Genomic DNA, 25181 nt, shown 5'->3' with positions numbered 1-25181 from the left:
GGACGTCCCGTACCGTGCCGCCGGGCACCGCGACGCGGCCCCCGTTCACCCCTGCGGGCGCAGCGCGATCGCCATCGCCTCGACCGCGAGCAGGGGTGCGACGTTGCCCGCGAGCCGCGTGCGCGCCTGACCGACCGCGTCCATGCGGCGCAGCGTCTGCTCGGGTGCGGAGTCGGCCGCGAGCGCCCGCACGGCATCCTCCTGCTCGACGTTGACCAGGTCGACGCCCGCGCCGAGCTGCACGACCAGGACGTCCCGGTACAGGGACAGCAGGTCGACCATGGCGCGGTCGAGGACGTCGCGCTGCGCCCGCGTCGCGCGGCGCTTCTGCTCCTCCTCGAGCTGGCGCACCTGCCCGCGCAGCGACGGCGGCAGCACGTTCGCGCCCTCGGCGCCCATGCCGCGCAGCAGCTCGTTGCGCTCGGCGGCGTCGCGCTCCTCGGTCGCGGCCTTGGCGTCGGCCTGCGCGGTCTCGACGAGCTCCCCGGCGGCGAGCACCGCGTCCCCGACGCCGCGGACGCGCGACGCCAGCGACAGCACCGCGGCCCGACGCTCCCGGGCCAGCGGGTCGCGGGCCAGGCGGCGCGCGATGCCGATGTGGCTCTGCGCGGCGCGCGCGGCCACGTACGCCGTGCGCGGGTCGGCGCCGTCGCGACGCACCAGCAGCTCGGCGACCGCGTCGACCGGGGGGACGCGCAGCCCCACCGACCGGCTGCGCGAGCGGATCGTCACCAGGACGTCCTCGGGGCTCGGCGCGCACAGCAGCCACACCGTGCGCGGCGGCGGCTCCTCGACGGCCTTGAGCAGCACGTTCGCGCTCTGGTCGTTGAACCGGTCGGCGTCCTCGACGACGATGACGCGCCACCGGCCCTGCGACGGGGAGCGCTGCGCGAGCTCGACGAGCGGCCGCGTCGTGTCGACGCGGATGAACACGCCCTCGGTGGCGACGAACGTGACGTCGGGGTGCGCGCCGGACAGCACGGTCGTGCACGCGTGGCACGTGCCGCAGCCGTGCTCCAGGCACTGCAGGGCCGCCGCGAAGGCGCGCGCCGCGTTGGACCGGCCCGAGCCGGGCGGCCCCGTCAGCAGCCACGCGTGGGTCATCGCGGATGGGTCCTCGACCGCCCGGCGCAGCACCGCGACGGCCGGCTCCTGCCCGACCAGGTCGTCCCAGACGCTCACGCCGCATCCCCTCTGCCGGGGGTCGCCACGCCGCCGAGCAGCGGCGCGACCCGGGCGCGCACCAGGGCCGCGACGTCCTGCGCGGGCAGCGTCGCGTCGATGACGAGCCACCGGTCGGGGTCCGCGGCGGCACGCGCGAGGAACGCGTCGCGCGTCGCGCGGTGGAACGCGTCGCCCGCGGACTCGAGCCGGTCCGGGTCGCCCGTCAGGCGCGCGAGCCCGACCACGGGGTCCAGGTCGAGCAGGACGGTCACGTGCGGCAGCAGCCCTTCGACGGCCCACAGCGACAGCCGCTCGACCTCGTCCGCGCCGAGCCCGCGGCCCGAGCCCTGGTACGCGACCGACGAGTCGAGGTACCGGTCCGTCAGGACGACGGCCCCACGGGCGAGCGCCGGCCGCACGAGCGAGGCGACGTGGTGCGCGCGGTCCGTGGCGTACAGCAGCGCCTCCGTCCGCGGGTCGAGGTGCTCGCCGTGCAGCACCGCGCGCCGCAGCTCGAGACCCAGGGCCGTCCCGCCCGGCTCCCGCGTCACGACGACCTCGCGGCCCAGGGACGTCAGGTGCTCGCCCAGCAGCGCGACCTGCGTGGACTTGCCCACGCCATCCCCGCCCTCGAACGACACGAACACCCCCGCGGGTGCCGCGTCGTCGCCGGCGGGTACGGGGTCGGTGCTCACGGCGTCAGGCTAGCCGCCGCCGCCGACAGCGCCGCGCGCGGCAGCGCCTCAGGCTGCGCGCGGCAGCGCCTCAGGCTGCGCGCGGCAGCGCCTCAGGCCCCGCCCTCGCCCGGGTAGACGACGCCGACCTGGCGGCGCACCTCGTCCATCGTCGTCATGACGTCGAGGGTGTGCTGCCAGCTCATCAGCGGGCTCTCGGTCTCGCCGGCGGCCACCCGCCGCGCGACCTCGGCGGCCTCGTACTGCAGGCCCCGGGGCGACGGCTGCTCGAACGTCCACTGCCGCCCGTCGCGGCGCTCCACCCGGAACACGGTCGGCGCGTAGAAGCTGCCCGCGACCCGGATGAAGCCCTCGGTGCCGGAGATCGACGACGTCGTCGGCGTCTTCGACCACAGCGTCGTGTTCAGCGTCGCGATCGTGTTCTGGCCGTACTCCAGGACCATCGCGATCTGCCCGTCGACGCCCGTGCTCGTCAGCTGCCCGTACGCGTGCACGCCCGTCGGCACCCCGAGGAAGTCGTGCGCCCACGACACCGGGTACACCCCGAGGTCGAGCAGCGCGCCCCCGGCGAGCGCCGGGTCGTACAGCCGGCTCGCGGCGTCGAACGGGAAGAACTGCCCGTGGTCCGCCCGGATGCTGACGATGTCGCCGATCTCGCCCGCCTCGATCACCTGGTGCAGCGCGGCGACGTGCGGCAGGAACCGCGTCCACATCGCCTCCATGACGAAGACGCCGGCCTCGCGTGCCGCGTCGAAGACCTCCTGCGCCTCGGCGACGTTGCGCGTGAACGCCTTCTCGACGAGCACGTGCTTGCCGGCCCGGATCGCCAGCAGCGCGTGCTCGCGGTGCTCCGAGTGGGGGGTCGCGACGTACACCGCGTCGACCTGCGGGTCCTCGACGAGGTCGCGGTAGCCGACGTGCGTCGTCGGGATGCCGTGCCCGGTCGCGAACCGCTCGGCGCGGTCGCGGTGGCGCGAGCCGACGGCGACGAGCTGCGCGCGCGTGAACTCACGGACGGAGTTCGCGAACTGGCTGGCGATGCCGCCGGGGCCGATGATGCCCCAGCGGATCGGCGGTGCGGTGCGGGGGTCCTCGGTGCGAGCCATGGCGCCAACCTAGCGTCCGACGGGGACACTGGCAGGCCGTGGCCCGTACGTCACACCCCGACGGTCCGGCCGGCCGGGTCAGCCGCCCGCCGACGCACCCTCGATCCCGGCGGTGAGCGCGCGTGCCGTGTCGAGCGCGGTCGCGGCGGCGGCCCCGGGCGCGTCGCCCGCGACCTGCACGCGGACGACGATCGCGTCGCGGACCGCCCACAGGTAGCCGTAGGACACCGGGTCGGACGCCGGGGCGCCGTCGCGCGTGAAGCTCGCCTCGTCGCGGCTCATGGTCGTCGCCGTCCACCCGGGCAGGTCCACCGCCTCCAGGCGCGCACCGCTGACGACGCGCCGTGGCTGGTAGTGGCCGCCCTCGAGCTCCTCGGCGGGGATCTCCTGGTCCGCGGCCCAGCCCTCCTCGTCGGCGACCCGCGCCGCGTACGTCGTCGCCGCGGCCTGCGCGTCCGCGAGCTCGTACACCTCGACGATCCGCGCCGCGCCCCCGGCGACGGGCAGCACGACCGGGTCGGCCGGCCCGTGCGCGAAGCCCGTGATGCTCGCGGCACGCACCGACTCCAGGCCCGCGAACCCGCAGGACGGCAGGGTCGGCGTCGGCGCAGTCACGGCGGCTGCGGCCTCCTCGTCCGACGCCGCTCCCATCTCCGCCGAGAGTCGGTCCAGGTACTCCTGCGCCTCCGGCGACCCGGCCTCGTACTCCTCGCACGGCTGGACCTCGGCGGTCGGCACGAGGTCGGGGACCAGTGCGGCGGCGGCCTGCTCGAACGTCAGCGTCGCCACCGGGGTCGGCGTCGGCGACACCGTGGGCGACGGGACGGTCGGCGCGGGGTCACCCGTGCAGCCTGCGACGAGCAGCCCCACGACCAGGGCCAGGACACCGGTTCGTCGGGCCCCGGGGACCTGATCGCTGCGCACGACCCCATGGTGCCGGACGCGCCCCCACCCGACGGCCGCGCCACACCCCGGAGAAGGTCACATCCTGGACACCCACCCGAACGAGACCGGGCTGAGGTCGCTCATGGCAGGTGATGAGCGACCTCAGCCCGGTCTCGTGAGTCGCGACGGCCGGGTGTGGGCCGCGATCGTCCCGGCCACCCGGCCCGCCCGGATGTCCTGGGCCGTGAACCGCAGGACGACCGCGCCCGTCGCGACGACGCGGTTCTGGCGCTCCCGGTCGCGGAACAGGGCCTCCGGTGCGCCGTGCGGCCCCGCACCGTCGATCTCCGCAGCCAGCAGCCGGCCGTCCGCGAGCCACCACCCCAGGTCGGCGAACGCGAACGCGCGCCCCGCCGCGTCGAGCACCGGCACCTGGAGGTCGTGCGGAGGGACCCCGGCGTCGACGCACTGCAGGCGGGCCACGGTCTCGAGCGGAGACTGTGCGCGACCGTCGACCAGACCCCACCACCCGGCGGTCCGTCGGCTGCCGCGGCGACCGAGGACCGCGCGGCGCACGTCCTCGACCTGATCCGCTCGCAGCAGCCGGGTCTGCACGGCCGAGTCGAGCACGGCGACCGCCCTGTCGCGCGGCAGCTCGCAGACGGCTTGTGCCAGTGCCGTCACCGGCCCCGTGACCAGGATCGTCCCGATGCGCTGGACGTCCTTCGGGGCCGTGCAGCGCACGCGGATACCGCCGCCCGGCGACCGGTCGGAGCCGTCCAGGAGTGAGGCCTCGGGGCGGATCCGCGGCGGCAGACCCTGGACACCGTAGAGCGCCAGGGCGCACGACCCGACGGCGACGGCTTTCTCAGGGCCGAGGGCGAGCACCGCGAGCCACGCGCTCCGTCGACGGTCACGGTCCGCAGGATCCGCGGAGCCCCACCCGCCGGCTCGGGCTGCCCGTGTCTGCACCAGCGCCGCCGCCGCGTCGTGCACACCGCGGACGACCGGCCGCAGGAGTCCTGCCTCGCGCAGCGCGGCCCGGCGCGCGGATCCGACGCCACCGTCGTCGCACTGGCGAGCGCTCAGCAGGCCTTCCTGCGCCCGGGCGGTCGCCAGCAGACGGTCAGGGAGCGGTGCTGCGGGTCGCATCCCCTGACCCGACCACGCGGGCCACCTCGATCGACGGGCCCGCCGCGTCACGGTGGACCGGCTGCCCACCCCCGGGGCCTGTGGTCGGCTCGCGAGACCGGCCCTGGATCGCTCATCGACAGCGATGAGCGACCCAGGGCCGGTCTCGTGGACCCAGGGTCGCGCCGCGTCAGCCCTTGGCCGGGGACTTCTTGCGGGGCGTCGCCGGCTTGCGGGCCGTCGGGCGCTTCTTGGCGGGACCCGCCGCGCGCTTCTCCGCCAGCAGCTCGACGGCCTGCTCCGGGGTGATCGACTCGGGGGTCACGTCGCGGGGCAGGGTGCGGTTGGTCTCGCCGTCGGTGACGTACGCACCGAAGCGACCCTCCTTGACGACGATCGGCTTGCCGCTCGTCGGGTCGTCGCCGAGCTCGCGCAGCGGTGGCGTCGCGCTCTGGCCACGCCCGCGCTTGGGCTGCGCGTAGATCGCCAGCGCCTCCTCGAGCGTGATCTCGAGGAGCTGCTCCTCCGACGCGATGGTCCGCGAGTCCGTGCCCTTCTTCAGGTACGGGCCGTAGCGGCCGTTCTGCGCGGTGATCTCCGCACCCGACTCCGGGTCGACGCCCACGACGCGGGGCAGCGACAGCAGCCGCAGCGCGTCGTCCAGCGTCACCGTCGCCAGCGTCATGGACTTGAACAGCGACCCCGTCCGGGGCTTCGGCGCGGCCGCGAGGGCCTTCTTGCGCGCGGCGGCGGACAGCCCCTCGTCCAGCTCGGGCTCGGGCAGCACCTCGGTGACGTACGGGCCGTACCGGCCGTTGCGCGCCACGATCTGCGTCCCCGTCACGGGGTCGTTCCCCAGCACCTTGTCGCCGTCGGGCATGGTCTCGAGGAGCTCGCGGGCCTTGGCGACCGTCAGCTCGTCGGGGGCCAGGTCCTCGGGGACGGACGAGCGGCGCGGGTCGTCGTCGGGGCCCTCGCCGGGCGCCTCGAGGTACGGCCCGTACCGCCCGACGCGCAGCGTGATGCCGTCGCCGATGGGGATGGAGTTGACCTCGCGCGCGTCGATCTCACCGAGGTTGTCGACGAGCCCGCGCAGCCCGCCGGTCTCCACGGAGTCCGAGCGGTCACCGAAGTAGAACTCCGTCAACCACTCGACGCGACCCTTCTGACCTGCGGCGATGGCGTCGAGGCCCTCCTCCATGCCGGCCGTGAACCCGTAGTCGACGAGCCGGTCGAAGTTCTCCTCCAGCAGCCGGGTGACCGCGAACGCGAGCCACGTCGGCACCAGCGCCTGCCCGCGGTTGGTGACGTACCCGCGGTCCTGGATGACGCCGATCGTCGCGGCGTACGTCGAGGGGCGGCCGATGCCGCGCTCCTCGAGCGCCTTGACCAGCGACGCCTCCGTGAACCGCGGCGGCGGGGACGTGCGGTGGCCGTCGGCGGTCAGGTCGGATCCGGTGACCGGGTCGCCCTGGGCCATCTGCGGCAGCCGGGCGTCGTCGGACGCGGCCGACGCGGCGCCGGCGCCGCCCTCGGTCTCGGTCTCGTCGTACCGCCCGCGGTCGCGGCCCTCCTCGTACGCGGCGAGGAAGCCGCGGAACGTGATGACGGTGCCGGACGCGGAGAACACGGTCTCGACGGGCCCGTCTGCGACCTGCGCGGTCGCCGCGAGCCGCACGGACGCGGTCTGCCCGCGCGCGTCGGCCATCTGGGAGGCGACCGTGCGCTTCCAGATCAGCTCGTACAGCTTGAACTGGTCGCCCGACAGCTCACGCGCGACCTGCGCCGGGGTGCGGAAGTGGTCACCCGCGGGGCGGATGGCCTCGTGGGCCTCCTGCGCGCCCTTGGCCTTCGACGTGTACACGCGCGGCTTGTCGGGCACGTACTCGGAGCCGTACAGCTCGGCGACCTGCCGGCGCGCGGCGTCGATCGCCTGCGTCGACAGCGCGGGCGAGTCGGTCCGCATGTAGGTGATGTAGCCGTTCTCGTACAGCGACTGCGCCGTGCGCATCGCCTGCCGCGAGCTCATGCGCAGCTTGCGCGACGCCTCTTGCTGCAGGGTCGACGTCGTGAACGGCGCGGCGGGCCGACGGGTGTACGGCTTGGTCTCGAGCGACTGCACCGTGAACGCGGCCCCGTCGAGCCCGGTGACCAGGGCGTTCGCCCGCGCCTCGTCGAGCGTCACGGCGTCGCGCGTCTTCAGCGTCCCGCGGTCGTCGAAGTCGCGGCCCGTCGCGACGCGCGCGCCCCCGACGCCCGTCAGGCGCGCCGAGAACGTCGGCTCGGTGGCGTCGGCCACCGCGAACGTGCCGGTGACGTCCCAGTAGTCGGCCGCGACGAACGCCATGCGCTCGCGCTCACGCTCGACGACCAGGCGCGTCGCCACGGACTGGACGCGACCCGCCGACAGGCCCTGACCGATCTTGCGCCACAGCACGGGGCTGACCTCGTACCCGTACAGCCGGTCGAGGATCCGGCGCGTGTCCTGCGCGTCGACGAGCCGCTCGTCGAGCTCGCGCGTGTTCTCCAGCGCCCGGGTGATCGCCTCGCGCGTGATCTCGTGGAACACCATGCGCTTGACGGGGATCTTCGGCTTCAGCTCGGCCAGCAGGTGCCAGGCGATGGCCTCGCCCTCGCGGTCCTCATCGGTGGCGAGGTAGAGCTCGTCGGCCTCCTTGAGGAGCTTCTTCAGCTCGGCGACCTTCTTCTTCTTGTCCGCGTCGACGACGTAGTACGGCGTGAACCCGTTGTCGACGTCGACCGCGAACTTGCCGAACGGGCCCTTCTTCATGTCCGCGGGCAGCTCGGAGGGCTGCGGCAGGTCGCGGATGTGCCCGACGGATGCCTCCACGTCGTACCCCTCGCCGAGGTACCCGGCGATCGTGCGCGCCTTCGCGGGGGACTCCACGATGACGAGCTTGCGACCTGCAGACATCTGACCGGCCTTCCGTGCCGTTGGCGGCGGGGTGACGACGAACTCGTGGCACACCGTGGGCGTGCCACGACGCCTGCACCCCACCTGCGAGGGGACTCTACGTGCTCAGGTCAAGCCGACGGGGACGCCGTCTCGTCCCGCGAACCCGCCGCGTGACGCAGCAGGAGCATGACCGCGAAGGTCAGGCAGCACGCGCAGACGACGCCAGCGACACCCCCACCGTAGGCCAGGAGCTCGTCGGCGCGGCTCACCGGTCCCGCACGGAACGCCCACGTGCGCGCCAGCAGCAGGAGGGCCGCGCCCCCCGTGACGACGCCCAGCACGACCAGTGCCGACGCCGTGCGCCGGGTCCGCAACCACCACGGGTCGGGGCCGCCGACGCGTCGCAGGCTCGCCGTCGCGGTGGCCGCGGCGCCGGGCCGCGCCGCCATGGCGCCGCACACGATCGCCGTCCAGAGCACCACGACGAGCGTCCCGGCGACCACGTCCGACGGACGGTGCCACTGCCCGACGAGCGTCGAGACACCCGTCAGCGCCGTGTACGCCGCGCCCAGCACCGCGACGAGGGGACGCGCGCGCGGCGGCGCGGCCAGCAGCACCGCGGCGGCCACCGACCCGGCAGCCGTCGTGTGACCGCTCGGCAGGGTGTTGCCGTAGTCGGCGCCCACCCCCAGGACGGGACGGGTCAGCACCTCGTTCTTGACGAGGCGCGTGGTCAGGTTGGCCCCGCCCACGAGGACCGCGACCTGCAGCGCGAGGCTCCACCGGCGGCGGGCCACGGCGACGGCCGCGGCACCCAGCAGCCCACCCGCCACGAACCCGACGGACACGACGTCGAGCACGGGCTCGGCGACCTGCCACAGCGCCCCCTGGCCGATGGCCGCGCCGTCGAGGGCGGCGTCCTCGACGCGCTGCCCGGCCCACGTGTCGACGAAGACGCGCCACAGCAGCCACACGCCCACGACGCACAGGACGGCGACGAACCCGCAGGCGGGGACGACCCATCGACGCGCTCGCGGCCGACGCTGCGCGGACGGGCCCGGGACGACCGGGACGGAGAGGCCCTTGCGCACCGTCACACGGTAGGGCACCCGGCGGGCTCCCGGCGCCGGGAGCGGGGTCAGGGCCGGGGCCGCGGGCGGCCCTGCGTCAGCGCGTGCCCTCAGGGTGAGGGGACTCCCGGTAGAGGCGCACGGACGAGACGGCGAGCCACGCGTACGCCACCACGACCGCGCACCACAGCAGGAGGATCCCGACGGGCCCCGACGACAGCGCCGCCCCGCCGACGAACCCGACGAGCACGACGACAGCCGCGACGCGGGACCACCGGCCCCCGGCCCGGCGCCCGGCCCGCCGGACGGCCGCACCCAGCGCGAGCGCGGCGACCGAGAGCGCGACGAGCTGCACCCCGCCGGCCGCGAGGTGCACGAGCCCGCTCACCGAGACGCTCCCGCCCGCCGACCCGGGCGGGAAACCCGCGACGGCGTCGGGCACCGCGATCCCCCCGACCACGGCTGCACAGCCGGCGACGACGACGGCCGTGCCGCCGCGCGCGGGCACGCCCGCCCGGGCCACGCGCCGGAACCCGATCCCGGCCGCGACGACCATCAACCCGGTGAGCACCAGGGTGGTGCGCTGCATCCAGCCGCCGGGTCCGAGCATGAGCGCGCTCAGCGGGTGGCGGGCCAGGTCGAACCCCTCGCGGGTGAGCGCCAGCGTCAGCCCGACGGCCAGGTAGAACGGCCCGGCGACCACGCCCCAGCCGAGGAGCGAGCGGGTCACGGCCGCACCCACGTCGACGGGACGCGACCGGGGGCCGGGCCGGGGGGCGCGGGCCCCGGGGTCGGTGGCGCTCATGCGGGTCTCCTCGTCGGTCGGTGGCCGCGTGCCGCGTCCTGTGGGACGACCCGCGGCGCGTCACCGAATCATCGGCCCGTCACCTCCCCGCGGCCTAGAGTTCGGCCATGGTTGAGCCGGCGACGACGACGGGCAAGGTGACGCGGCCACGTGCGGGCACGCAGGCGCGACGCGAGGAGATCGTGCGCGCCGCGTCGCGGACGTTCGCGGCCAAGGGGTACCGGACCGGCTCGCTCGTCGACGTCGCGGAGCAGGTCGGCATCACCCACGCGGGGGTCCTGCACCACTTCGGGTCCAAGGAGCAGCTGCTCGTCGCGGTGCTGCAGCAGCGCGACGACGACGGTGTGCGCGACCTGGAGGGACAGCACATCCCCGGCGGGCGCGAGCTCTTCCGGCACCTGGTCCGCACGGTGCGCGCCAACGAGGGGCGCCCCGGCATCATCCAGGGGTACACGGTGCTGGTCGGTGAGTCGGTCACCCAGGGCCACCCCGCCCGGGACTGGGTGACGCGGCGGTTCGCGGTGCTGCGCGAGGAGATCGCGGACGCGGTGCAGGCCATGGGTCCGCACGTGACGCGGGACGCGGCGGTCCGCGCGGCCGCCGCGGTCATCGGGGTGATGGACGGCCTGCAGGTGCAGTGGCTGCTCGACGCGGACGCCGTCGACCTGCCGGAGGCGACGACGTTCGCGATCGAGGCGATCCTCGCGGCGACGCTCGCCGGCGCCGACGCCCCGCGCCCCGTGGGCGACGTCGTCTGACCGGAGCGACCGTCGCCGGTGCGCGCGCTCGCTCAGCGAACTCACAGGAACGCCCCAGCCGCACCCCAGCGGGTGCGGCCACCCTCGTCGCATGACCACGACCGCACCCGCCCCGCACCCGACGCGTCGGCCCGAGATGCTGACGCGCCCCGACGGCACCCCGGTGCGCGCGCTCGTCGTCGACGACGAGGCCGCGCTCGGTGCGCTGCTGTGCACGGCGCTGCGGTACGAGGGGTGGCAGGTGGAGCACGCGCTGACCGGCGGCGACGCCGTCGCGCGGGCGCGGACCCTGGAGCCCGACGTCGTCCTGCTGGACGTCGGGCTGCCCGACCTGCCCGGCCCCGACGTGCTGCGCCGCATCCGCGAGTCCCGCCCCGACGTGCCCGTGCTGTTCCTGTCCGAGCGGGACGCGGTCGAGGACCGGGTCGCGGGCCTGTCCGCCGGCGGCGACGACTACGTGACCAAGCCGTTCGGGCTGGAGGAGGTCGTCGCGCGGCTGCGCGGGCTGCTGCGCCGCGCCGGTGCGGTCTCGCAGCGCGACAGCCCCGTGCTCGTCGTCGGCGACCTGCGGATGGACGAGGACAGCCACGAGGTGTGGCGCGGCGACGACGCGGTCCGGCTCACCGCCACGGAGTTCGAGCTGCTGCGGTACTTCATGCGCAACCCGCGCCGCGTGCTCAGCAAGGCGCAGATCCTCGACCGGGTGTGGCAGTACGACTTCGGTGGGCAGGCGAACGTCGTCGAGCTGTACGTGTCGTACCTGCGGCGCAAGATCGACAAGGGCCGCGCCCCGGTGCTGCACACGCTGCGCGGCGTCGGGTACGTGCTGCGCCCGGCGCACTGAGGCGTCGCCCGTCCGGGTGACCCATCGGCGTCGCGGCGGCGGGTCCGTACCTGCGGGGCAGCCTCCCGGTCGCCCGCGCCGGACACAGGAGGACAGCATCATGCTCGACGACGCGCACGCCTTCAGCAGCTTCTCGGTCGACGACGTCGACACGGCAGAACGGTTCTACGCCGACGTGCTCGGCCTCGACGTCGAGCGCACGCCCATGGGCCTGTGGCTGCGCCCGGGCCGCCCGGGCGGCGAGGGGGGCACGCCCGCGACGGACGTGTTCGTCTACCCCAAGGGCGACGCGCACCGGCCGGCCTCGTTCACCGTCCTCAACCTCGCGGTGGACGACCTCGAGGGCGTCGTCGCGTGGCTGACGCGGCGGGGCGTGACGTTCGAGCGCTACGAGGGCATCCCGGCGGACGACGACGGGATCGCGCGCGGCGGCGACCAGGGCCCCGACATCGCCTGGTTCACCGACCCCGCGGGCAACGTCGTCGCACTCCTGCGCCGCTGAACGTCACAAGCCGTAGGCCTGGTAGGCGTCGAAGATGTCGGCCAGGGGGGCGGTGATCCGGAACACGGCTGTCGCGTTCTGCCACACCGCGACACCGGTGCCGTCGCCGGCGTCGACGACCGTGAACGTGCCGACCGCCGTCCCTGCGACCAGGACCTCACCGGTCTGCGGCAGGTCCGCGGGCGTCTCGGTGGCGTCGGCGGCAGCGTCCGTGGCCGCCGAGGCCGACGGGTCCGCGGCCGGTGCCGCGACGGGCAGCGCCGCGGTGAGCTGCTGCAGCAGCGCCGTCGCGTCCTGCGGGGTCTCCAGCTGCGCCGCGCGCACCGTCAGCGTCGCACCGTCGCCGTCCGTGAACGTCTCCGTGTACGCCTCGAGCGCACCGGCCCCCAGCCACTCGGCGTCGTCCTGCGACGACTCGAGCGCGTACTGCAGGACCGTGGTCGGCAGCGCCGCCGCGAACGCGGTGGTGGCCGTCCGTGCCGCAGGCTCGACCGCGGGCGTCGGGGGCGGCGCCACGACCGTCGACGCGGCGGGGGTCGCGCCCTGCGCGTCACCGCCGCCGTCGCGCGTGAGCACGATCCCCAGGACGATGCCGATCACCACGAGCACCGCCACGCCGATCGCGACCGGCACCAGCCACGCCGGGCGGCCGGACGCCGGTGCGGCGTCGCCGACCGGGTCGAGGGTCGGGCCGGCCGGGTCGAGGGTCGGGTCCGTGGGCTCCGACGCCCAGCCGCCGGCGGCGGGCGCGGGCGCACCCTGCGGCGTCGCGGCAGGTCGGTGCGTCGGTCCCGTGGCACCCGGGCGCTGCTCGGGCTCCCCGGGTCGTCCCGTGTGGCTCATGCGCCGATTCCCCTCGTGTCGCGCGCCGGCTGAGCGCCGGGGCACGCGCAGCCTACCGATCGCCGAGCCGTCGGTGTCGCGACGCCGCACCGGCGAGCCCGCGGCGTCCCGGCGCTGTCGGTGGTCCCGCGTACGGTGCGCGACGTGAGCCAGACGACGACGCGCCGTGCCCGTGCCGGGGGTGAGCGCTCCCCCGAGCGCCCGGGGTTCCGCTGCACCGAGTGCGGCTGGACCGCGACCAAGTGGGTCGGTCGCTGCGGCGAGTGCCAGGAGTGGGGCTCGGTGGTCGAGGACGCGGGGCCGGGGTCCGGCGGGCCGCGGACCGTCGCGGTCGCACCGACCCGCAACCCCGCGCGCCCGATCGAGGAGATCGACGTCGACGCGGCGGCCGCCCGGGCGACGGGCGTCGACGAGCTCGACCGCGTGCTCGGCGGCGGGCTCGTCCCGGGCGCCGTGGTGCTGCTCGCGGGCGAGCCGGGCGTGGGCAAGTCGACGCTGCTGCTCGACGTCGCCGCGCGCGCCGCGCGCACCGGCAGGCGTGTGCTGTACGTCACCGGCGAGGAGTCGGCCGCGCAGGTGCGCCTGCGCGCGGGCCGCATCAACGCGCTGGCCCCCACGCTGCTGCTGGCCGCCGAGACGGACCTCGGCACCGTGCTCGGCCACATCGAGAGCGTCGACCCCGACCTGCTCGTGCTCGACTCCGTGCAGACATTCACGTCCGCGCAGGTCGAGGGGTCCCCCGGCGGGATCTCGCAGGTGCGGGAGGTCACGGCGGCACTCATCACGGCCGCGAAGTCGCGCGCGCTGCCCGTCGTGCTGGTGGGGCACGTCACCAAGGACGGGTCGGTCGCGGGTCCGCGGACACTCGAGCACCTGGTCGACGTCGTGTGCCAGTTCGAGGGCGAGCGCCACTCCCGGCTGCGGCTGCTGCGTGCCACCAAGAACCGGTACGGCCCTACCGACGAGGTGGGCTGCTTCGACCTGTCCGAGCACGGCATCGTCGGGCTGGCCGACCCGTCCGGGCTGTTCACGTCGCGCCTGGTCAGCGACGTGCCGGGGACGTGCCTGACCGTCACGCTGGAAGGGCGCCGGCCTCTCGCGGCGGAGGTCCAGGCCCTCGTCGCGCCGAGCGTCGTGCCCAACCCGCGCCGCACCACCAGCGGCGTCGACGGCAGCCGGCTCGCGATGGTCCTGGCCGTGCTGCAGCGCCGTCTCGGCGCACGCCTGGCCGACCAGGACGTGTACGTCTCGACGGTCGGCGGCGCCCGCGTCGTCGAGCCCGCGGCGGACCTCGCGCTCGCGCTCGCCGCCGTGAGCGGCCGCGAGAACGTCCCCGTGCACGCGGGGCTCGTCGCCATCGGCGAGGTGGGTCTCGCCGGTGAGATCCGCTCGGTCTCGGGCGTGGGGCGACGCCTGGCCGAGGCCGCCCGGCTGGGCTGCACGCGCGCGGTGGTCCCCGCCGGGACGCTCGCCGAGGTGACCGTCCCGGACGGGCTGCGGGTGGTCGAGGCGGCGGACCTGGCGGCGGCCGTCCTGGCGGGTCTGGCCCCGTCCGGTGAGACGGGGTGAGAACTGGCTCGGACAACACGTCACGCCACCGATACGATTCGACCGTGCCGCACCAGCACCCCCAGGACGACCTGCTGAGGTCGACGCTCGCCGCGGTCGCGCCCGGCTCCGAGCTGCGCGACGGCCTCGAGCGGATCCTGCGCGGCCGGACGGGTGCGCTCATCGTGCTCGGCATGGACGCGACGGTCGAGTCGTTGTGCTCCGGCGGCTTCGTGCTCGACGTCGAGTTCTCCGCCACCCGCCTGCGTGAGCTGGCGAAGATGGACGGCGCCGTGGTCATCGACCCGGTGCGCGACCGCATCGTCCGCGCGGCCGTGCAGCTGCTGCCCGACCCCTCGATCCAGACCTCGGAGTCCGGCACCCGGCACCGCACCGCCGAGCGCGTCGCCAAGCAGACCGGGCTGCCCGTCATCTCCGTGTCCGCGTCGATGCGGATCGTCGCGCTGTACGTCGGTGCGCAGCGGTACGTCCTGGAGGACTCGACGACGATCCTGTCGCGCGCCAACCAGGCCCTCGCCACCCTCGAGCGGTACAAGGCCCGGCTCGACGAGGTCAGCGGCACGCTGTCCGCGCTCGAGATCGAGGACCTCGTGACGGTCCGCGACGTGTCGGCGGTCGTGCAGCGGCTCGAGATGGTGCGCCGCATCTCCGACGAGATCTCCGGCTACGTCGTGGAGCTCGGCACCGACGGCCGCCTGCTGACCCTGCAGCTCGACGAGCTCGTCGGCGGCGTCGGCACCGAGCGCGAGCTCGTCATCCGCGACTACGTCGACACGACGCGTCGGGCGGTCGAGACCGTGCCCGACGCGCTGTCCGAGCTCGACTCGACCGAGCTGCTCGACATCGCGCACATCGCGCGCGTGCTCGGCCTGCCGGGCGGCGGCGAGGCGCTCGACGCCGCCGTCGGCCCGCGTGGGTACCGGCTGCTGTCGAAGGTGCCCCGCCTGCCCGGGCCCGTCGTCGACCGCCTCGTCGGACACTTCGGCGGCCTGCAGAAGCTGCTGGCCGCCACGATCGACGACCTCATGACCGTCGAGGGTGTCGGCGAGCAGCGGGCCCGCTCCGTGCGCGAGGGGCTGTCGCGTCTGGCCGAGTCGAGCATCCTGGAGCGTTACGTCTGACATGCGTGACGCCTGACGTGCGTGACGTCTGACGCGCGCTGCTTCCCCGCCTCACCCCAGGCCGAACACCGCGGCCGCTGACGTCGCACCACCCACGGACATGGTCACCGCGTAGGTCCCGGCGCCCGGCGACGGCAGCTCACCGGGGCATCCCTCGGCGGACCGCACGCGCGGCCAGGCCATCTGCGTGACGTCGCTCTGGCCACCTGCCAGCAGCAGCGTCCGCGCGTCCGCCTCGACGGGCGCGCAGTCGCGGCTCGACCAGACCCGGTCGTCGCCCGACGTCACGAGGACCTCGCGCTGTCCGTCACCGGTGTCGACGAGGCACGGCTCGGTACCGGCGTTGGTCACCGACACCTGGAACGTGGGTTCCACGCCCGCCGGGAACGCCTCGGCGCCGGGTGCGACCGCGAGCGCGAGCTCGGCAGGCACGCAGTCGGCCACCCCTGCGTCGTCCTCGTCCTCGGGCGGAGGTGCGGGCACCGGTGCGGTGGCCTGCGGACCGGCGACGGGGTCGGCGTCGCCGCCGCGGCCCGTCAGCCAGACGACGAGCGCGACGACGAGCAGCAGCGGCAGCCCGAGCACCACGACCCGTCGGATCCAGAAGACCCGCGCGGGCGGCCGGGGTGGCACGGCCGACCGGGGGTCGGGGCCAGGAGGGCGCTGCCGGTCGTTCATCGGGACCTCCGTCCGGGGCGTCCGCGGGCGCCGCGGGTCGCTGCCCACGGTACGAGCCCGACCCTGCCGTCGCCCCGTCCGACGCGCCACACCCACCCCAAACCCCAACCCCGCGAGAGAGCAATCCAGCCCCACCCAGTCCCCAGCACCCGGAACTGGATTGCTCTCTCACGACAGGGTGTGGCACCCCCCACCCCCCGCGAGAGAGCAATCCAGTTCGACCACGGCCATCACCAAGGGCTGGATCGCCCTCGCGACAGGGTGAGGCACTCCCCACCCCCCGCGAGAGAGCAATCCAGTTCGACCACGGCCATCACCAAGGGCTGGATCGCCCTAGCGACAGGGTGTGGCACCCCCTCCCCCCGCGAGAGAGCAATCCAGTTCGACCACGGCCCTCACCAAGGGCTGGATGGCCCTCTCGCAACAGGGTGAGGCACCCCTTCCCCCGTCAGCGGGCAATCCAGCCCCACCCAGCCCCCAGCACCCGGAACTGGTTCGCTCTCTCGCGACAGGACGAGGAGCCCCCTGGTGAGCGCGCGACCCACACCGACCCCACCCCTTTCCCGGGAGAGGGTGATCCAGCCCCTACCCCAGCGTCGCGGGGCCGGATCGACGTCTCCCGACGCAGGCGAGACGTTCCCACCCTGACGAGAGGGCCGACCAGCCCCGCTGCGTTGCGTGCGGGACGATGGGGCGTGCTCGTCGACCCCGCGCCCCGCCCCGCGTCGCCGACCCCCGCGACTGCGACACACCGCGTCGCTGCGGACATCGCGGAGGACGTCGCTGTGGACGCACCGGAGGACGTCGCGGTGGACGCAGCGGAGGACGTCTCGGCGGACATCGCGGGGGTGCGCGCGGACGTCGTCGCGTGGTTCGACGAGCACGCGCGCGACCTGCCGTGGCGGGCGGCGGACCGGACGCCGTGGGGGGTGCTCGTCAGCGAGGTGATGCTGCAGCAGACGCCCGTCGTGCGCGTCGTACCGGCCTGGCGCGCGTGGCTGGACCGGTGGCCGACGCCCGCCGACCTGGCGGCCGCACCGACGGCGGACGTGCTGCGCGCGTGGGACCGGCTCGGCTACCCGCGGCGGGCGCTGCGTCTGCAGGAGTGCGCACGGGTGGTCGTCGAGCGGCACGGCGGGGTGCTGCCCGACGACGAGGACGCGCTCCTCGCGCTGCCGGGCGTGGGCGCGTACACGGCGGCGGCGGTGCGGGCGTTCGCGTTCGGGCGACGGTCGGTGGTGCTCGACACCAACGTCCGACGGGTGCTGGCGCGGCTCGCGGCGGGCGAGGCGTTGCCTGCGCCGACCCAGACCGTCGCCGAGATGCAGCTCGCGGGCACGTGGGTACCCGACGACGACGCGGCGGCGGCACGGTGGTCGGCGGCGTCGATGGAGCTGGGCGCGCTGGTCTGCACGGCGCGCGCACCCCGGTGCGAGGCGTGCCCCGTCGCCGACCGCTGCCGCTGGCTCGCCGCCGGCCGGCCGCCCGACCTGCACGCGCACCGGCGCAGGACCCAGGCGTGGGCGGGGACGGACCGACAGGCCCGCGGCCGGGTCATGGCCCTGCTGCGAGGAGCGCTCGGCCCGGTCCCCCACGACGCGGTCGCGGTGGTCTGGCCAGACCCGGCCCAGCTGGCGCGGTGCGTGGATGCGCTGGTCACCGACGGCCTCGTCGTGCGCGACGCCCCTCCGGGCGACGACCCGGACCCGTCGGCCGCGACGTACCGCCTCCCCCACTGACCCCACGCCCACCCCACTCCCACGAGTGCGGGGGTTACCGCTCGAGTGCGGGGGAAACGACCCCCGCACTCGACGCAGGGTGGGGTCAGAGGTCGAGGAGCATGCGGGTGTTGCCCAGGGTGTTCGGCTTGACGCGGGCGAGGTCGAGGAACTCGGCGACACCGTCGTCGTGGGACCGCAGCAGCTCGGCGTAGACGTCCGTGGGCACCGGGGTGCCCTCGATCTCGCGGAAGCCGTGCCGGGCGAAGAAGTCGACCTCGAACGTCAGGCAGAACACGCGTCGCAGCCCCAGGCCCCGGGCCCGCTCGATCAGGCCGTCGACGAGCGCGTGCCCGACGGCGCGCCCGCGGTAGGCCGGGTCGACCGCGAGCGTGCGGATCTCGGCCAGGTCCTCCCACATGACGTGCAGCGCCCCGCACCCGACGACGTCGGCGCCGTCCGCCGGGCGCGCGACGAGGAACTCCTGCACGGCCTCGTAGTACCCGACCCACTCCTTGGCGAGCAGGATGCGCTCCTGCGCGTAGGGCTCCACGAGGCGGCGGATGGCGCGGACGTCCGCGGGGAGAGCCGGTGCGACGTCGACGGGTGCGGGGGTGCTCACGGGCTCAACCTACGCACGGCCACGCCGCTCGGCCGCCGCCCCACCCGCCCGCGACCGGTACACGGCTCCTCGTCCAGCCCGTCGGACGGGGACCCGTGTTCCGGTCGGCGAGTCGTGCGGCGTCGAACGGCACACCGGTCACCGTCTCGGCCGCCACACCGTGAGTGGGGTTCCGGTCGGGGTCAGTGGGGGCGGTGGGGGCGGGTGGTGACGGCGTCGACGAGGGCGGTGGCGGTGATCTCGTCGACGACGAGGTCCGTGACGACGTCGGCGTGCAGGGCGGCGAGCAGCGGGGCGACCTTGTTGTCGCCGGCGACGACGCACACGCGGCGGGCGATGCGCTGCAGCTCGTCGGGCGTCGGGCCCGTGGCGCGGCTGTTGAGGGACACGTCGGACCAGGACCCGTCGGCGCGCAGGAACACCGTGCACACGTCGCCGACGACGCCCTCGTCGTGCAGGCAGCGCACGTCGGCCTCGTCGAGGTAGCCCGCCGAGTAGACGTGCGAGGGGACGGCCCCGGCGACGGCCCCGGCGGAGAACACGGCGATGTCGGCGCGACGCTGCATGTCCAGCACGCGCCGCACGGACCGCTCGCGCCACATCGCGTCCTTGGTGTCGGGGTAGTCGAAGAACGCGGGGACGGAGAAGTGGTGGACGGCGGCGCCGAACGCGGAGCCGAACGACGAGATGAGGTCGGACGCGTAGTCCACGCCGGACGTGCGCATGTTCGCGGCGCCGTTGAGCTGGACGACCGCGGACCCGCGCGTCGGCTTGGGGGCGAGGTACCGGGACACGGCGGCGACGGTCGTGCCCCAGGCGACGCCCAGGACCATGTCGGAGTCGAACCACGACGCGAGCAGACGTGCGGCGGTCATGGCGACCTGGTCGAGGCGCTCGACGGATCCGGCGGAGTCGGGCACGGGGACGACGTACGTGTCGATGCCGAACGCCGCCGAGATCGAGCGCCCCAGACCGGGTGCGCGGGTGCTCGACGGGCGCAGGGTGATCTCGACGAGGCCGGTCTCGCGCGCCCGCTTGAGCAGGCGCGACACCGTCGATCGGGACGTCCCGAGGTGCCGCGCGATGACCTCCATCTTGAGGTCCTGCAGGTAGTACATGGACGCCGCGCGCAGCACGTCCTGCTCCCGCTCCACGAACACCCAGCACCGCCTCTCGGGATCCCCATGGGAGCGTCAACCCGTGCACGTTCGTGCACCCGAGTTGCGCGTCCGTTCTGGACGTGATGACCATAGCGGCGACGCACCCGGCGGGCGAGCGCCACCCGACCGCGGGGTCGCGACCGCCGGGGACGGCTCCACGGGAGGGACCGCCGCATGAGGACCGCACCGCTAACAGCCCAGGCACGACAGGACGCGCTGGCCGCGCTGCGCCGCAGCTCCGAGGGCGGCCGCGAGCTGGACGTCCTGGTCGTCGGCGGTGGGGTCACCGGGGCCGGGATCGCGCTCGACGCGGTCACCCGCGGTCTGTCGACCGCGATCGTCGAGGGGCAGGACTGGGCGTCCGGCACGTCGAGCCGGTCCAGCAAGCTCGTGCACGGCGGCCTGCGGTACCTGCAGATGCTCGACTTCCACCTGGTCCGCGAGGCGCTCACCGAGCGCGACCTGCTGATCACGCACCTCGCGCCGCACCTGGTCAAGCCCGTCAGCTTCCTCTACCCGCTGGAGAACCGCGTGTGGGAGCGGGCGTACGTGGGCGCGGGCGTCGCGCTGTACGACACCCTCGCGTCGGTCTCCGGCAGCCGCCGCGCCATGCCGATGCACACGCACCTGACCCGCAAGGGCATGGAGCGCCTGTTCCCGGACCTGCGGCACGACGCCGCGATCGGCGCCGTCCGGTACTGGGACGCGAGCGTCGACGACGCGCGGCTCGTCGAGACCCTGGTGCGCACGGCGGTCAGCTACGGCGCGCACGCCGCGACGCGCACCCAGGTCGTCGGCATGCAGACCACGACGGGCGGCGCCGTCACGGGCGCGGAGGTCGTGGACCTGGAGACCGGGGACCGGATCGACGTCCGCGCGCGCCATGTCATCAACGCGACCGGCGTGTGGACCGAGCAGACCGAGTCCCTCGCGGGCAGCGAGGGCGGGCTGCGCGTGCTGGCGTCGAAGGGCATCCACATCGTGGTGCCGCGGCGGCGCATCGAGGGCGACACGGGCCTGATCCTGCAGACCGAGAAGTCGGTCCTGTTCATCATCCCGTGGTCGCGGTACTGGGTGATCGGCACCACGGACACCCCGTGGGAGCAGGAGCTGACGCACCCCGTCGCGACGAGCGCCGACATCGACTACGTCATCGAGCACGCCAACCAGGTGCTGTCCCGCCCGTTGACGCGCGACGACGTGATCGGCACCTGGGCGGGGCTGCGACCGCTGCTGCAGCCGGGCACCAAGGCGGGCACGTCGTCCGCGAAGGTCTCGCGCGAGCACACCGTGGCCTCCCCCGCACCCGGCCTGACGGTCGTCGCGGGCGGCAAGCTGACGACCTACCGCGTGATGGCGAAGGACGCGGTGGACTTCGCGCTCGGCTCCCGGGCCACGACGCTGCCGTCGATCACGCACGAGGTGCCGCTCGTGGGCGCCGCGGGACTCAAGGTCGTGCAGCGGCAGTCCCGGGCGACCGCCGCCCGGTACGGCTGGGACCGCCCCCGCATGGACCACCTGCTGCACCGGTACGGCTCGCTGCTGCAGGAGCTCACCGACCTGTGCGACGAGCGCCCCGAGCTCGCCGAGCCGCTGCCCCACGCCCCGGCGTACATCGGCGCCGAGATCGTCTACGCCGTCAGCCACGAGGGCGCGCTGCACCTCGACGACGTCCTCATGCACCGGACCCGCCTCAACTACGAGCAGGCCGACCGGGGCGTCGGCGCGCTCGACGAGATCGCCGACCTGGTCGCGCCCGTCCTGGGCTGGGACGACGCGACGCGTCTGCGCGAGATCGAGACGTACCGCGCCCGTGCCGAGGCCGAGGAGGCCGCGGCCGCCCAGCCCGACGACGCGTCGGCCGAGCAGGTCCGCCTCGCCGCGGTGGACGTCGCCCCGCTGCTGCCGCTCGGCGGGGGCGCCGACCCGGGCACCAAGCCGGGCTCGCCCGCAGGTCGCGGCTCCGCCGGCCCCGCCGGCACCTGATCGCCGGCGCCGGTGGGTCCCGCCGACCCGCCGGCGTCGGCCCGCACCACCCGCCCTCCCCGGCGGTACGCACGGCCCCGTGACAACGACGTCAACGAAAGAGGTCGACCGTGGACTACACCATCGGCGAGGCGTTCGTCTCCGAGCTCGTCGGCACCGCGCTCCTCCTGCTGCTCGGCGCGGGCGTGGTCGCCAACGCGATCCTGCCGAAGACCAAGGGCTTCGGCGGCGGCTGGCTCCTCATCAACTTCGGCTGGGGGCTCGCGGTCTTCGCGGGCGTCTACGCCGCGTTCAAGTCCGGCGCGCACATCAACCCCGCCGTCACGGTCGGCATCTGGGCCACCGGCGCCGAGGAGTTCGCCCCCGGCATCCCCGTGACCGTCGTCAACGGCCTGCTGTACGTGACGGCGCAGATCGCCGGCGCGGCGATCGGTGCCGCGTTCGCGTTCCTCGCGTACAAGAAGCATTTCGACGAGGACGCCGACCCGGGCACCAAGCTCGCGGTGTTCTCGACGGGCCCCGCGGTGCGCTCCTACGGCTGGAACCTCGTCACCGAGATCATCGGCACGTTCGTGCTCGTCTTCATCGTCCTCGCGTTCGCGAAGTCGCCGGCGGACCTCGGGGCGCTGCCCGTGGCCCTGCTGGTCGTCGGCATCGGCGCGAGCCTGGGCGGGCCGACGGGCTACGCCATCAACCCGGCACGTGACCTCGGCCCGCGCATCGCGCACGCCCTCCTGCCGATCCGCGGCAAGGGCTCCTCCGACTGGGCGTACTCCTGGGTCCCGATCGTGGGCCCGATGGTCGGCGGCGTCCTCGCCGGGCTCGTCGCCCGCGTGTACCTCGGCTGACCGACCCTCGACGCACACCCGCACCGCACCCGCACCGACCACCCCACGCCGAAGGGACGACACATGTCCGAGAAGTACGTCATGGCGATCGACCAGGGAACGACGAGCACACGCGCGATGGTCTTCGACCAGAAGGCCGCCATCATCGCGGTCGGTCAGAAGGAGCACGAGCAGATCTTCCCGAGGGCGGGCTGGGTCGAGCACGACGCCACGGAGATCTGGGCGAACACCCGTGAGGTCGTCGGCCAGGCCCTGGGACGTGCGAGCCTGCAGAACACCGACATCGCCGCGGTCGGCATCACCAACCAGCGCGAGACGGCCGTGGTCTGGGACCGCCGCACGGGCGAGCCCGTCCACCACGCGATCGTCTGGCAGGACACGCGCACGCAGAAGATCTGCGACGAGCTCGCGGCGCTGGGGGGCGGCGCCGAGCGGTACAAGGACCGCGTCGGGCTGCCGCTCGCGACCTACTTCTCCGGCCCGAAGATCCGGTGGATCCTCGACAACGTCGAGGGCGCACGCGAGAAGGCCGAGGCGGGGCACCTCGCGTTCGGCAACACCGACGCGTGGCTGCTGTGGAACATGACGGGCGGCCCCGACGGCGGGGTGCACGTCACCGACGTCACCAACGCGTCGCGCACCATGCTCATGAACATCGACAGCCTCACGTGGAACGAGGAGATCGCCGCGGAGATGGGCGTGCCGTTGTCGATGCTCCCCGAGATCCGCTCGTCGTCCGAGGTGTACGGCAAGGACCGCGAGAAGGGCCTGCTCGCGGGCGTCCCCATCGCGGGGATCCTCGGTGACCAGCAGGCCGCGACGTTCGGGCAGGCGTGCTTCGAGGTCGGCAACGCGAAGAACACCTACGGCACCGGCAACTTCATGCTCATCAACACCGGGACGTCACCGGTGCCGAGCAAGAACGGCCTGCTGACGACCGTCTGCTACAAGATCGGCGACGCCGACGCGGTCTACGCGCTCGAGGGGTCGATCGCGGTGACCGGGTCGCTCGTGCAGTGGCTGCGCGACAACCTCGGCATCATCTCCTCGGCACCCGAGATCGAGCAGCTCGCGGCGAGCGTCGAGGACAACGGCGGCGCGTACTTCGTCCCCGCGTTCTCCGGGCTCTTCGCGCCCTACTGGCGTTCCGACGCGCGCGGTGCGCTCGTCGGCCTCACTCGGTACGTCACCAAGGCGCACATCGCGCGGGCTGCGCTGGAGGCCACGGCCTTCCAGACGCGCGAGGTGCTGGACGCCATGAACGCCGACTCCGGCGTCGACCTCACGGAGCTGAAGGTCGACGGCGGCATGGTCGCCAACGAGGCGCTCATGCAGTTCCAGGCCGACATCCTCGGCGTCCCCGTCATCCGGCCCAAGATCGCCGAGACCACCGCGCTCGGTGCCGCCTACGCCGCCGGCATCGCCGTCGGGTACTGGTCCGGCGAGCAGGACGTCATCGACAACTGGGCCGAGGACAAGCGCTGGGAGCCGTCGATGGACTCCGACGAGCGCGACCGGCAGTACCGGCTGTGGAAGAAGGCCGTCACCAAGTCGTTCGACTGGGTGGACGACGACGTGCGCTGACGCGCTGCGTCCGGTCCCGGCAGTCCGGGTGCCGGGGACGGCGAGGACCCGGGGCGCGGAGGGGGAGCCCCGGGTCTCGTCACGTCACCGGCAGCGCCGTGCCCGCCGGGCGCGACGTCGACGGGTGGCGCCGGGAGACGAACGGGCGCGGGGCGTCCGGCTGCGGTCCGGCGACCTGCGCGACGATGCGCGCGGCGACGACGCTGACCTTCTCGCCGCGGCGCTGCGACGCGACACGCAGGGCCTGCAGGGCGTCGGCCGGGGCGCAGCGGCGGTGCGCCATCACGACCCCCAGCGCCTGGTCGATGACCTCGCGGCTCGCCATCGCCGCGGTCAGGTCGGCGACGTCCTGACGCAGGTCGGTCAGGGCGACCCGGTCGGACACCATGACCGCCAGGACGGCCGCCGCCTCGTCCAGGTCGGTGGCCACGACGGACCAGTCCACCGCGATCGGCGCGCGTGCGGCGACCGACGTCAGCACGCCGGCGCTCGCGTGCTGGGCGACGACCGCGCGGGGCTCCGGGGTGCCGCTGGTCGGCCACGCCACGTCCGGCGCCACGGCCCCCGACGTCGAGGTCAGGTGCTGCGCGTGCCCCGCGACGTCCGCCGTCACGCGGACGTCGACGGGCAGGCCCAGCTTCTCCTCGACCGTGCGGCGCAGGACGGCGACCACGGCCGGGCTGCCCGGCGGGACGTCGACCGCCGGTGTGGCGCGGGGCGCGAGCGTGGTCATGACGACACCCGCCCGTGGCGGTCGTCGTCGCCCAGGTAGGCGGTGAGCTCGGCGGCGGCGAGCACCACCGCGACGTGCGCCGGGACCCCGCGCAGGACGCAGGACAGCCCCGCCCGGGTGCAGGCGTCCTTGCACTGCACCAGGAAGGACAACCCGGTGGCGCTGAGCAGGCGCACCTCGGCGAGGTCGACCTCGACGGGCAGCCGGGGGTCGAGCAGCCGGGGAAGCGCGCTGGAGGCCTGGTCGCGCAGCGAGATGTCGATCTCGCCGCGCAGACGCACGAGCGTCACGGAACCGTGCGGCTCGACGGTGACGGAGCCGGGGAGGGAGGCGTAGCTGGGCATGAGGACGACCCTTGAGGGGACTGGCCGGCGCGCCACCCCGTGTCCTGAAGCGGCCATACACGCCGCGTGGGCTCCAGGGCCCGGATCTCGTGCGGCGA

General features: G+C 74.6%; 23 protein-coding genes. 9 read left to right on the top strand and 14 right to left on the bottom strand.

Annotated features, from left to right (window positions below; genetic code table 11):
- Window positions 1–45: 45 nt before the first annotated feature.
- The 8 genes from OKX07_RS03225 to OKX07_RS03190 all read right to left on the bottom strand — a co-directional run bounded on the left by OKX07_RS03225 (window position 46) and on the right by OKX07_RS03190 (window position 9773).
- A complete protein-coding gene (locus OKX07_RS03225; protein WP_265630427.1) occupies window positions 46–1182 on the bottom strand; it encodes a DNA polymerase III subunit delta' in 1137 nt (378 codons plus the stop codon).
- The gene (gene tmk / locus OKX07_RS03220; RefSeq protein ID WP_265630426.1) at window positions 1179–1859 is read right to left on the bottom strand and encodes a dTMP kinase; all 681 of its coding nucleotides are present in this window, start codon (window positions 1857–1859) and stop codon (window positions 1179–1181) included. Before tmk ends, OKX07_RS03225 begins: the two co-directional genes overlap by 4 nt.
- A 92-nt stretch (window positions 1860–1951) precedes the next feature.
- The gene (locus OKX07_RS03215) at window positions 1952–2965 is read right to left on the bottom strand and encodes a Gfo/Idh/MocA family protein (protein ID WP_265630425.1); all 1014 of its coding nucleotides are present in this window, start codon (window positions 2963–2965) and stop codon (window positions 1952–1954) included.
- 78 nt (window positions 2966–3043) lie between these two features.
- The gene (locus tag OKX07_RS03210; RefSeq protein ID WP_265630424.1) at window positions 3044–3889 is read right to left on the bottom strand and encodes a hypothetical protein; all 846 of its coding nucleotides are present in this window, start codon (window positions 3887–3889) and stop codon (window positions 3044–3046) included.
- A 123-nt stretch (window positions 3890–4012) separates the two neighbouring features.
- Window positions 4013–5002, bottom strand: coding sequence for a hypothetical protein (locus tag OKX07_RS03205; RefSeq protein ID WP_265630423.1), 990 nt, complete (start codon window positions 5000–5002; stop codon window positions 4013–4015).
- Between the two features lie 169 nt (window positions 5003–5171).
- On the bottom strand, window positions 5172–7916 hold the full coding sequence (topA, locus tag OKX07_RS03200; protein WP_265630422.1) for a type I DNA topoisomerase: 2745 nt from the start codon (window positions 7914–7916) through the stop codon (window positions 5172–5174).
- 110 nt (window positions 7917–8026) lie between these two features.
- Entirely contained in the window at window positions 8027–8989 is a 963-nt protein-coding gene (locus tag OKX07_RS03195) for a phosphatase PAP2 family protein (protein WP_265630421.1), read from the bottom strand.
- A 76-nt stretch (window positions 8990–9065) separates the two neighbouring features.
- The gene (locus tag OKX07_RS03190) at window positions 9066–9773 is read right to left on the bottom strand and encodes a DUF998 domain-containing protein (RefSeq protein WP_265630420.1); all 708 of its coding nucleotides are present in this window, start codon (window positions 9771–9773) and stop codon (window positions 9066–9068) included.
- A gap of 107 nt (window positions 9774–9880) precedes the next feature.
- Between OKX07_RS03190 and OKX07_RS03185 the strand changes: the two genes are divergently transcribed.
- The 3 genes from OKX07_RS03185 (at window position 9881) to OKX07_RS03175 (ending at window position 11877) form a co-directional block, all read left to right on the top strand.
- Window positions 9881–10531: a TetR/AcrR family transcriptional regulator gene (locus OKX07_RS03185; RefSeq protein WP_265630419.1), complete on the top strand. Its 651-nt coding sequence runs from the start codon at window positions 9881–9883 to the stop codon at window positions 10529–10531.
- A gap of 91 nt (window positions 10532–10622) precedes the next feature.
- Window positions 10623–11375 carry a response regulator transcription factor gene (locus OKX07_RS03180; protein ID WP_322746820.1) on the top strand — a complete coding sequence of 251 codons (753 nt, stop codon included), beginning with the start codon at window positions 10623–10625 and terminating at the stop codon, window positions 11373–11375.
- A gap of 100 nt (window positions 11376–11475) precedes the next feature.
- Window positions 11476–11877 (top strand): VOC family protein, encoded by a 402-nt coding sequence (locus OKX07_RS03175; RefSeq protein WP_265630418.1) that lies wholly within the window; start codon window positions 11476–11478, stop codon window positions 11875–11877.
- A 3-nt stretch (window positions 11878–11880) separates the two neighbouring features.
- Here the strand turns inward: OKX07_RS03175 and OKX07_RS03170 are convergent, their stop codons facing one another.
- Window positions 11881–12720 carry a hypothetical protein gene (locus OKX07_RS03170; protein WP_265630417.1) on the bottom strand — a complete coding sequence of 280 codons (840 nt, stop codon included), beginning with the start codon at window positions 12718–12720 and terminating at the stop codon, window positions 11881–11883.
- Window positions 12721–12864: 144 nt separating this feature from the next.
- Here OKX07_RS03170 and radA point away from each other — a divergent pair, with 144 nt between their 5' ends.
- Window positions 12865–14289, top strand: a complete 1425-nt coding sequence (gene radA / locus OKX07_RS03165; protein ID WP_265630416.1) for a DNA repair protein RadA — start codon at window positions 12865–12867, stop codon at window positions 14287–14289.
- A 44-nt stretch (window positions 14290–14333) separates the two neighbouring features.
- Window positions 14334–15410 (top strand): DNA integrity scanning diadenylate cyclase DisA, encoded by a 1077-nt coding sequence (disA, locus tag OKX07_RS03160; protein WP_265630415.1) that lies wholly within the window; start codon window positions 14334–14336, stop codon window positions 15408–15410.
- Between the two features lie 51 nt (window positions 15411–15461).
- Here disA and OKX07_RS03155 read toward each other — a convergent pair whose 3' ends face one another.
- Entirely contained in the window at window positions 15462–16088 is a 627-nt protein-coding gene (locus tag OKX07_RS03155; protein ID WP_265630414.1) for a hypothetical protein, read from the bottom strand.
- A gap of 848 nt (window positions 16089–16936) precedes the next feature.
- Between OKX07_RS03155 and OKX07_RS03150 the strand changes: the two genes are divergently transcribed.
- Window positions 16937–17827 carry an A/G-specific adenine glycosylase gene (locus OKX07_RS03150; protein ID WP_265631786.1) on the top strand — a complete coding sequence of 297 codons (891 nt, stop codon included), beginning with the start codon at window positions 16937–16939 and terminating at the stop codon, window positions 17825–17827.
- A gap of 85 nt (window positions 17828–17912) precedes the next feature.
- Here the strand turns inward: OKX07_RS03150 and OKX07_RS03145 are convergent, their stop codons facing one another.
- Together OKX07_RS03145 and OKX07_RS03140 are read right to left on the bottom strand one after the other, a co-directional pair.
- Window positions 17913–18428, bottom strand: coding sequence for an amino-acid N-acetyltransferase (locus OKX07_RS03145; RefSeq protein ID WP_265630413.1), 516 nt, complete (start codon window positions 18426–18428; stop codon window positions 17913–17915).
- 182 nt (window positions 18429–18610) lie between these two features.
- A complete protein-coding gene (locus tag OKX07_RS03140) occupies window positions 18611–19588 on the bottom strand; it encodes a sugar-binding transcriptional regulator (RefSeq protein ID WP_265630412.1) in 978 nt (325 codons plus the stop codon).
- A 174-nt stretch (window positions 19589–19762) separates the two neighbouring features.
- On the opposite strand from OKX07_RS03140, the gene OKX07_RS03135 reads away from it, so the two are divergent.
- The 3 genes from OKX07_RS03135 (at window position 19763) to glpK (ending at window position 24006) form a co-directional block, all read left to right on the top strand.
- Window positions 19763–21574, top strand: a complete 1812-nt coding sequence (locus OKX07_RS03135) for a glycerol-3-phosphate dehydrogenase/oxidase (protein ID WP_265630411.1) — start codon at window positions 19763–19765, stop codon at window positions 21572–21574.
- Between the two features lie 110 nt (window positions 21575–21684).
- Window positions 21685–22422 (top strand): MIP/aquaporin family protein, encoded by a 738-nt coding sequence (locus tag OKX07_RS03130; RefSeq protein ID WP_265630410.1) that lies wholly within the window; start codon window positions 21685–21687, stop codon window positions 22420–22422.
- 63 nt (window positions 22423–22485) lie between these two features.
- Window positions 22486–24006 (top strand): glycerol kinase GlpK, encoded by a 1521-nt coding sequence (glpK, locus tag OKX07_RS03125; protein ID WP_265630409.1) that lies wholly within the window; start codon window positions 22486–22488, stop codon window positions 24004–24006.
- 79 nt (window positions 24007–24085) lie between these two features.
- Here glpK and OKX07_RS03120 read toward each other — a convergent pair whose 3' ends face one another.
- Window positions 24086–24739: an ANTAR domain-containing protein gene (locus tag OKX07_RS03120; protein WP_265630408.1), complete on the bottom strand. Its 654-nt coding sequence runs from the start codon at window positions 24737–24739 to the stop codon at window positions 24086–24088.
- Complete coding sequence (locus OKX07_RS03115) at window positions 24736–25083, bottom strand: STAS domain-containing protein (RefSeq protein WP_265630407.1); 348 nt, start codon at window positions 25081–25083, stop codon at window positions 24736–24738. The genes OKX07_RS03120 and OKX07_RS03115 overlap by 4 nt, the downstream gene beginning before the upstream one ends.
- Window positions 25084–25181 lie beyond the last annotated feature (98 nt).

The sequence above is a fragment of the Cellulomonas sp. S1-8 genome, from assembly GCF_026184235.1.
Classification (GTDB): domain Bacteria; phylum Actinomycetota; class Actinomycetes; order Actinomycetales; family Cellulomonadaceae; genus Cellulomonas.
The sequence above is the reverse complement of the archived record's forward strand: the minus strand, read 5'-3'. Positions and strand labels throughout refer to the sequence as shown.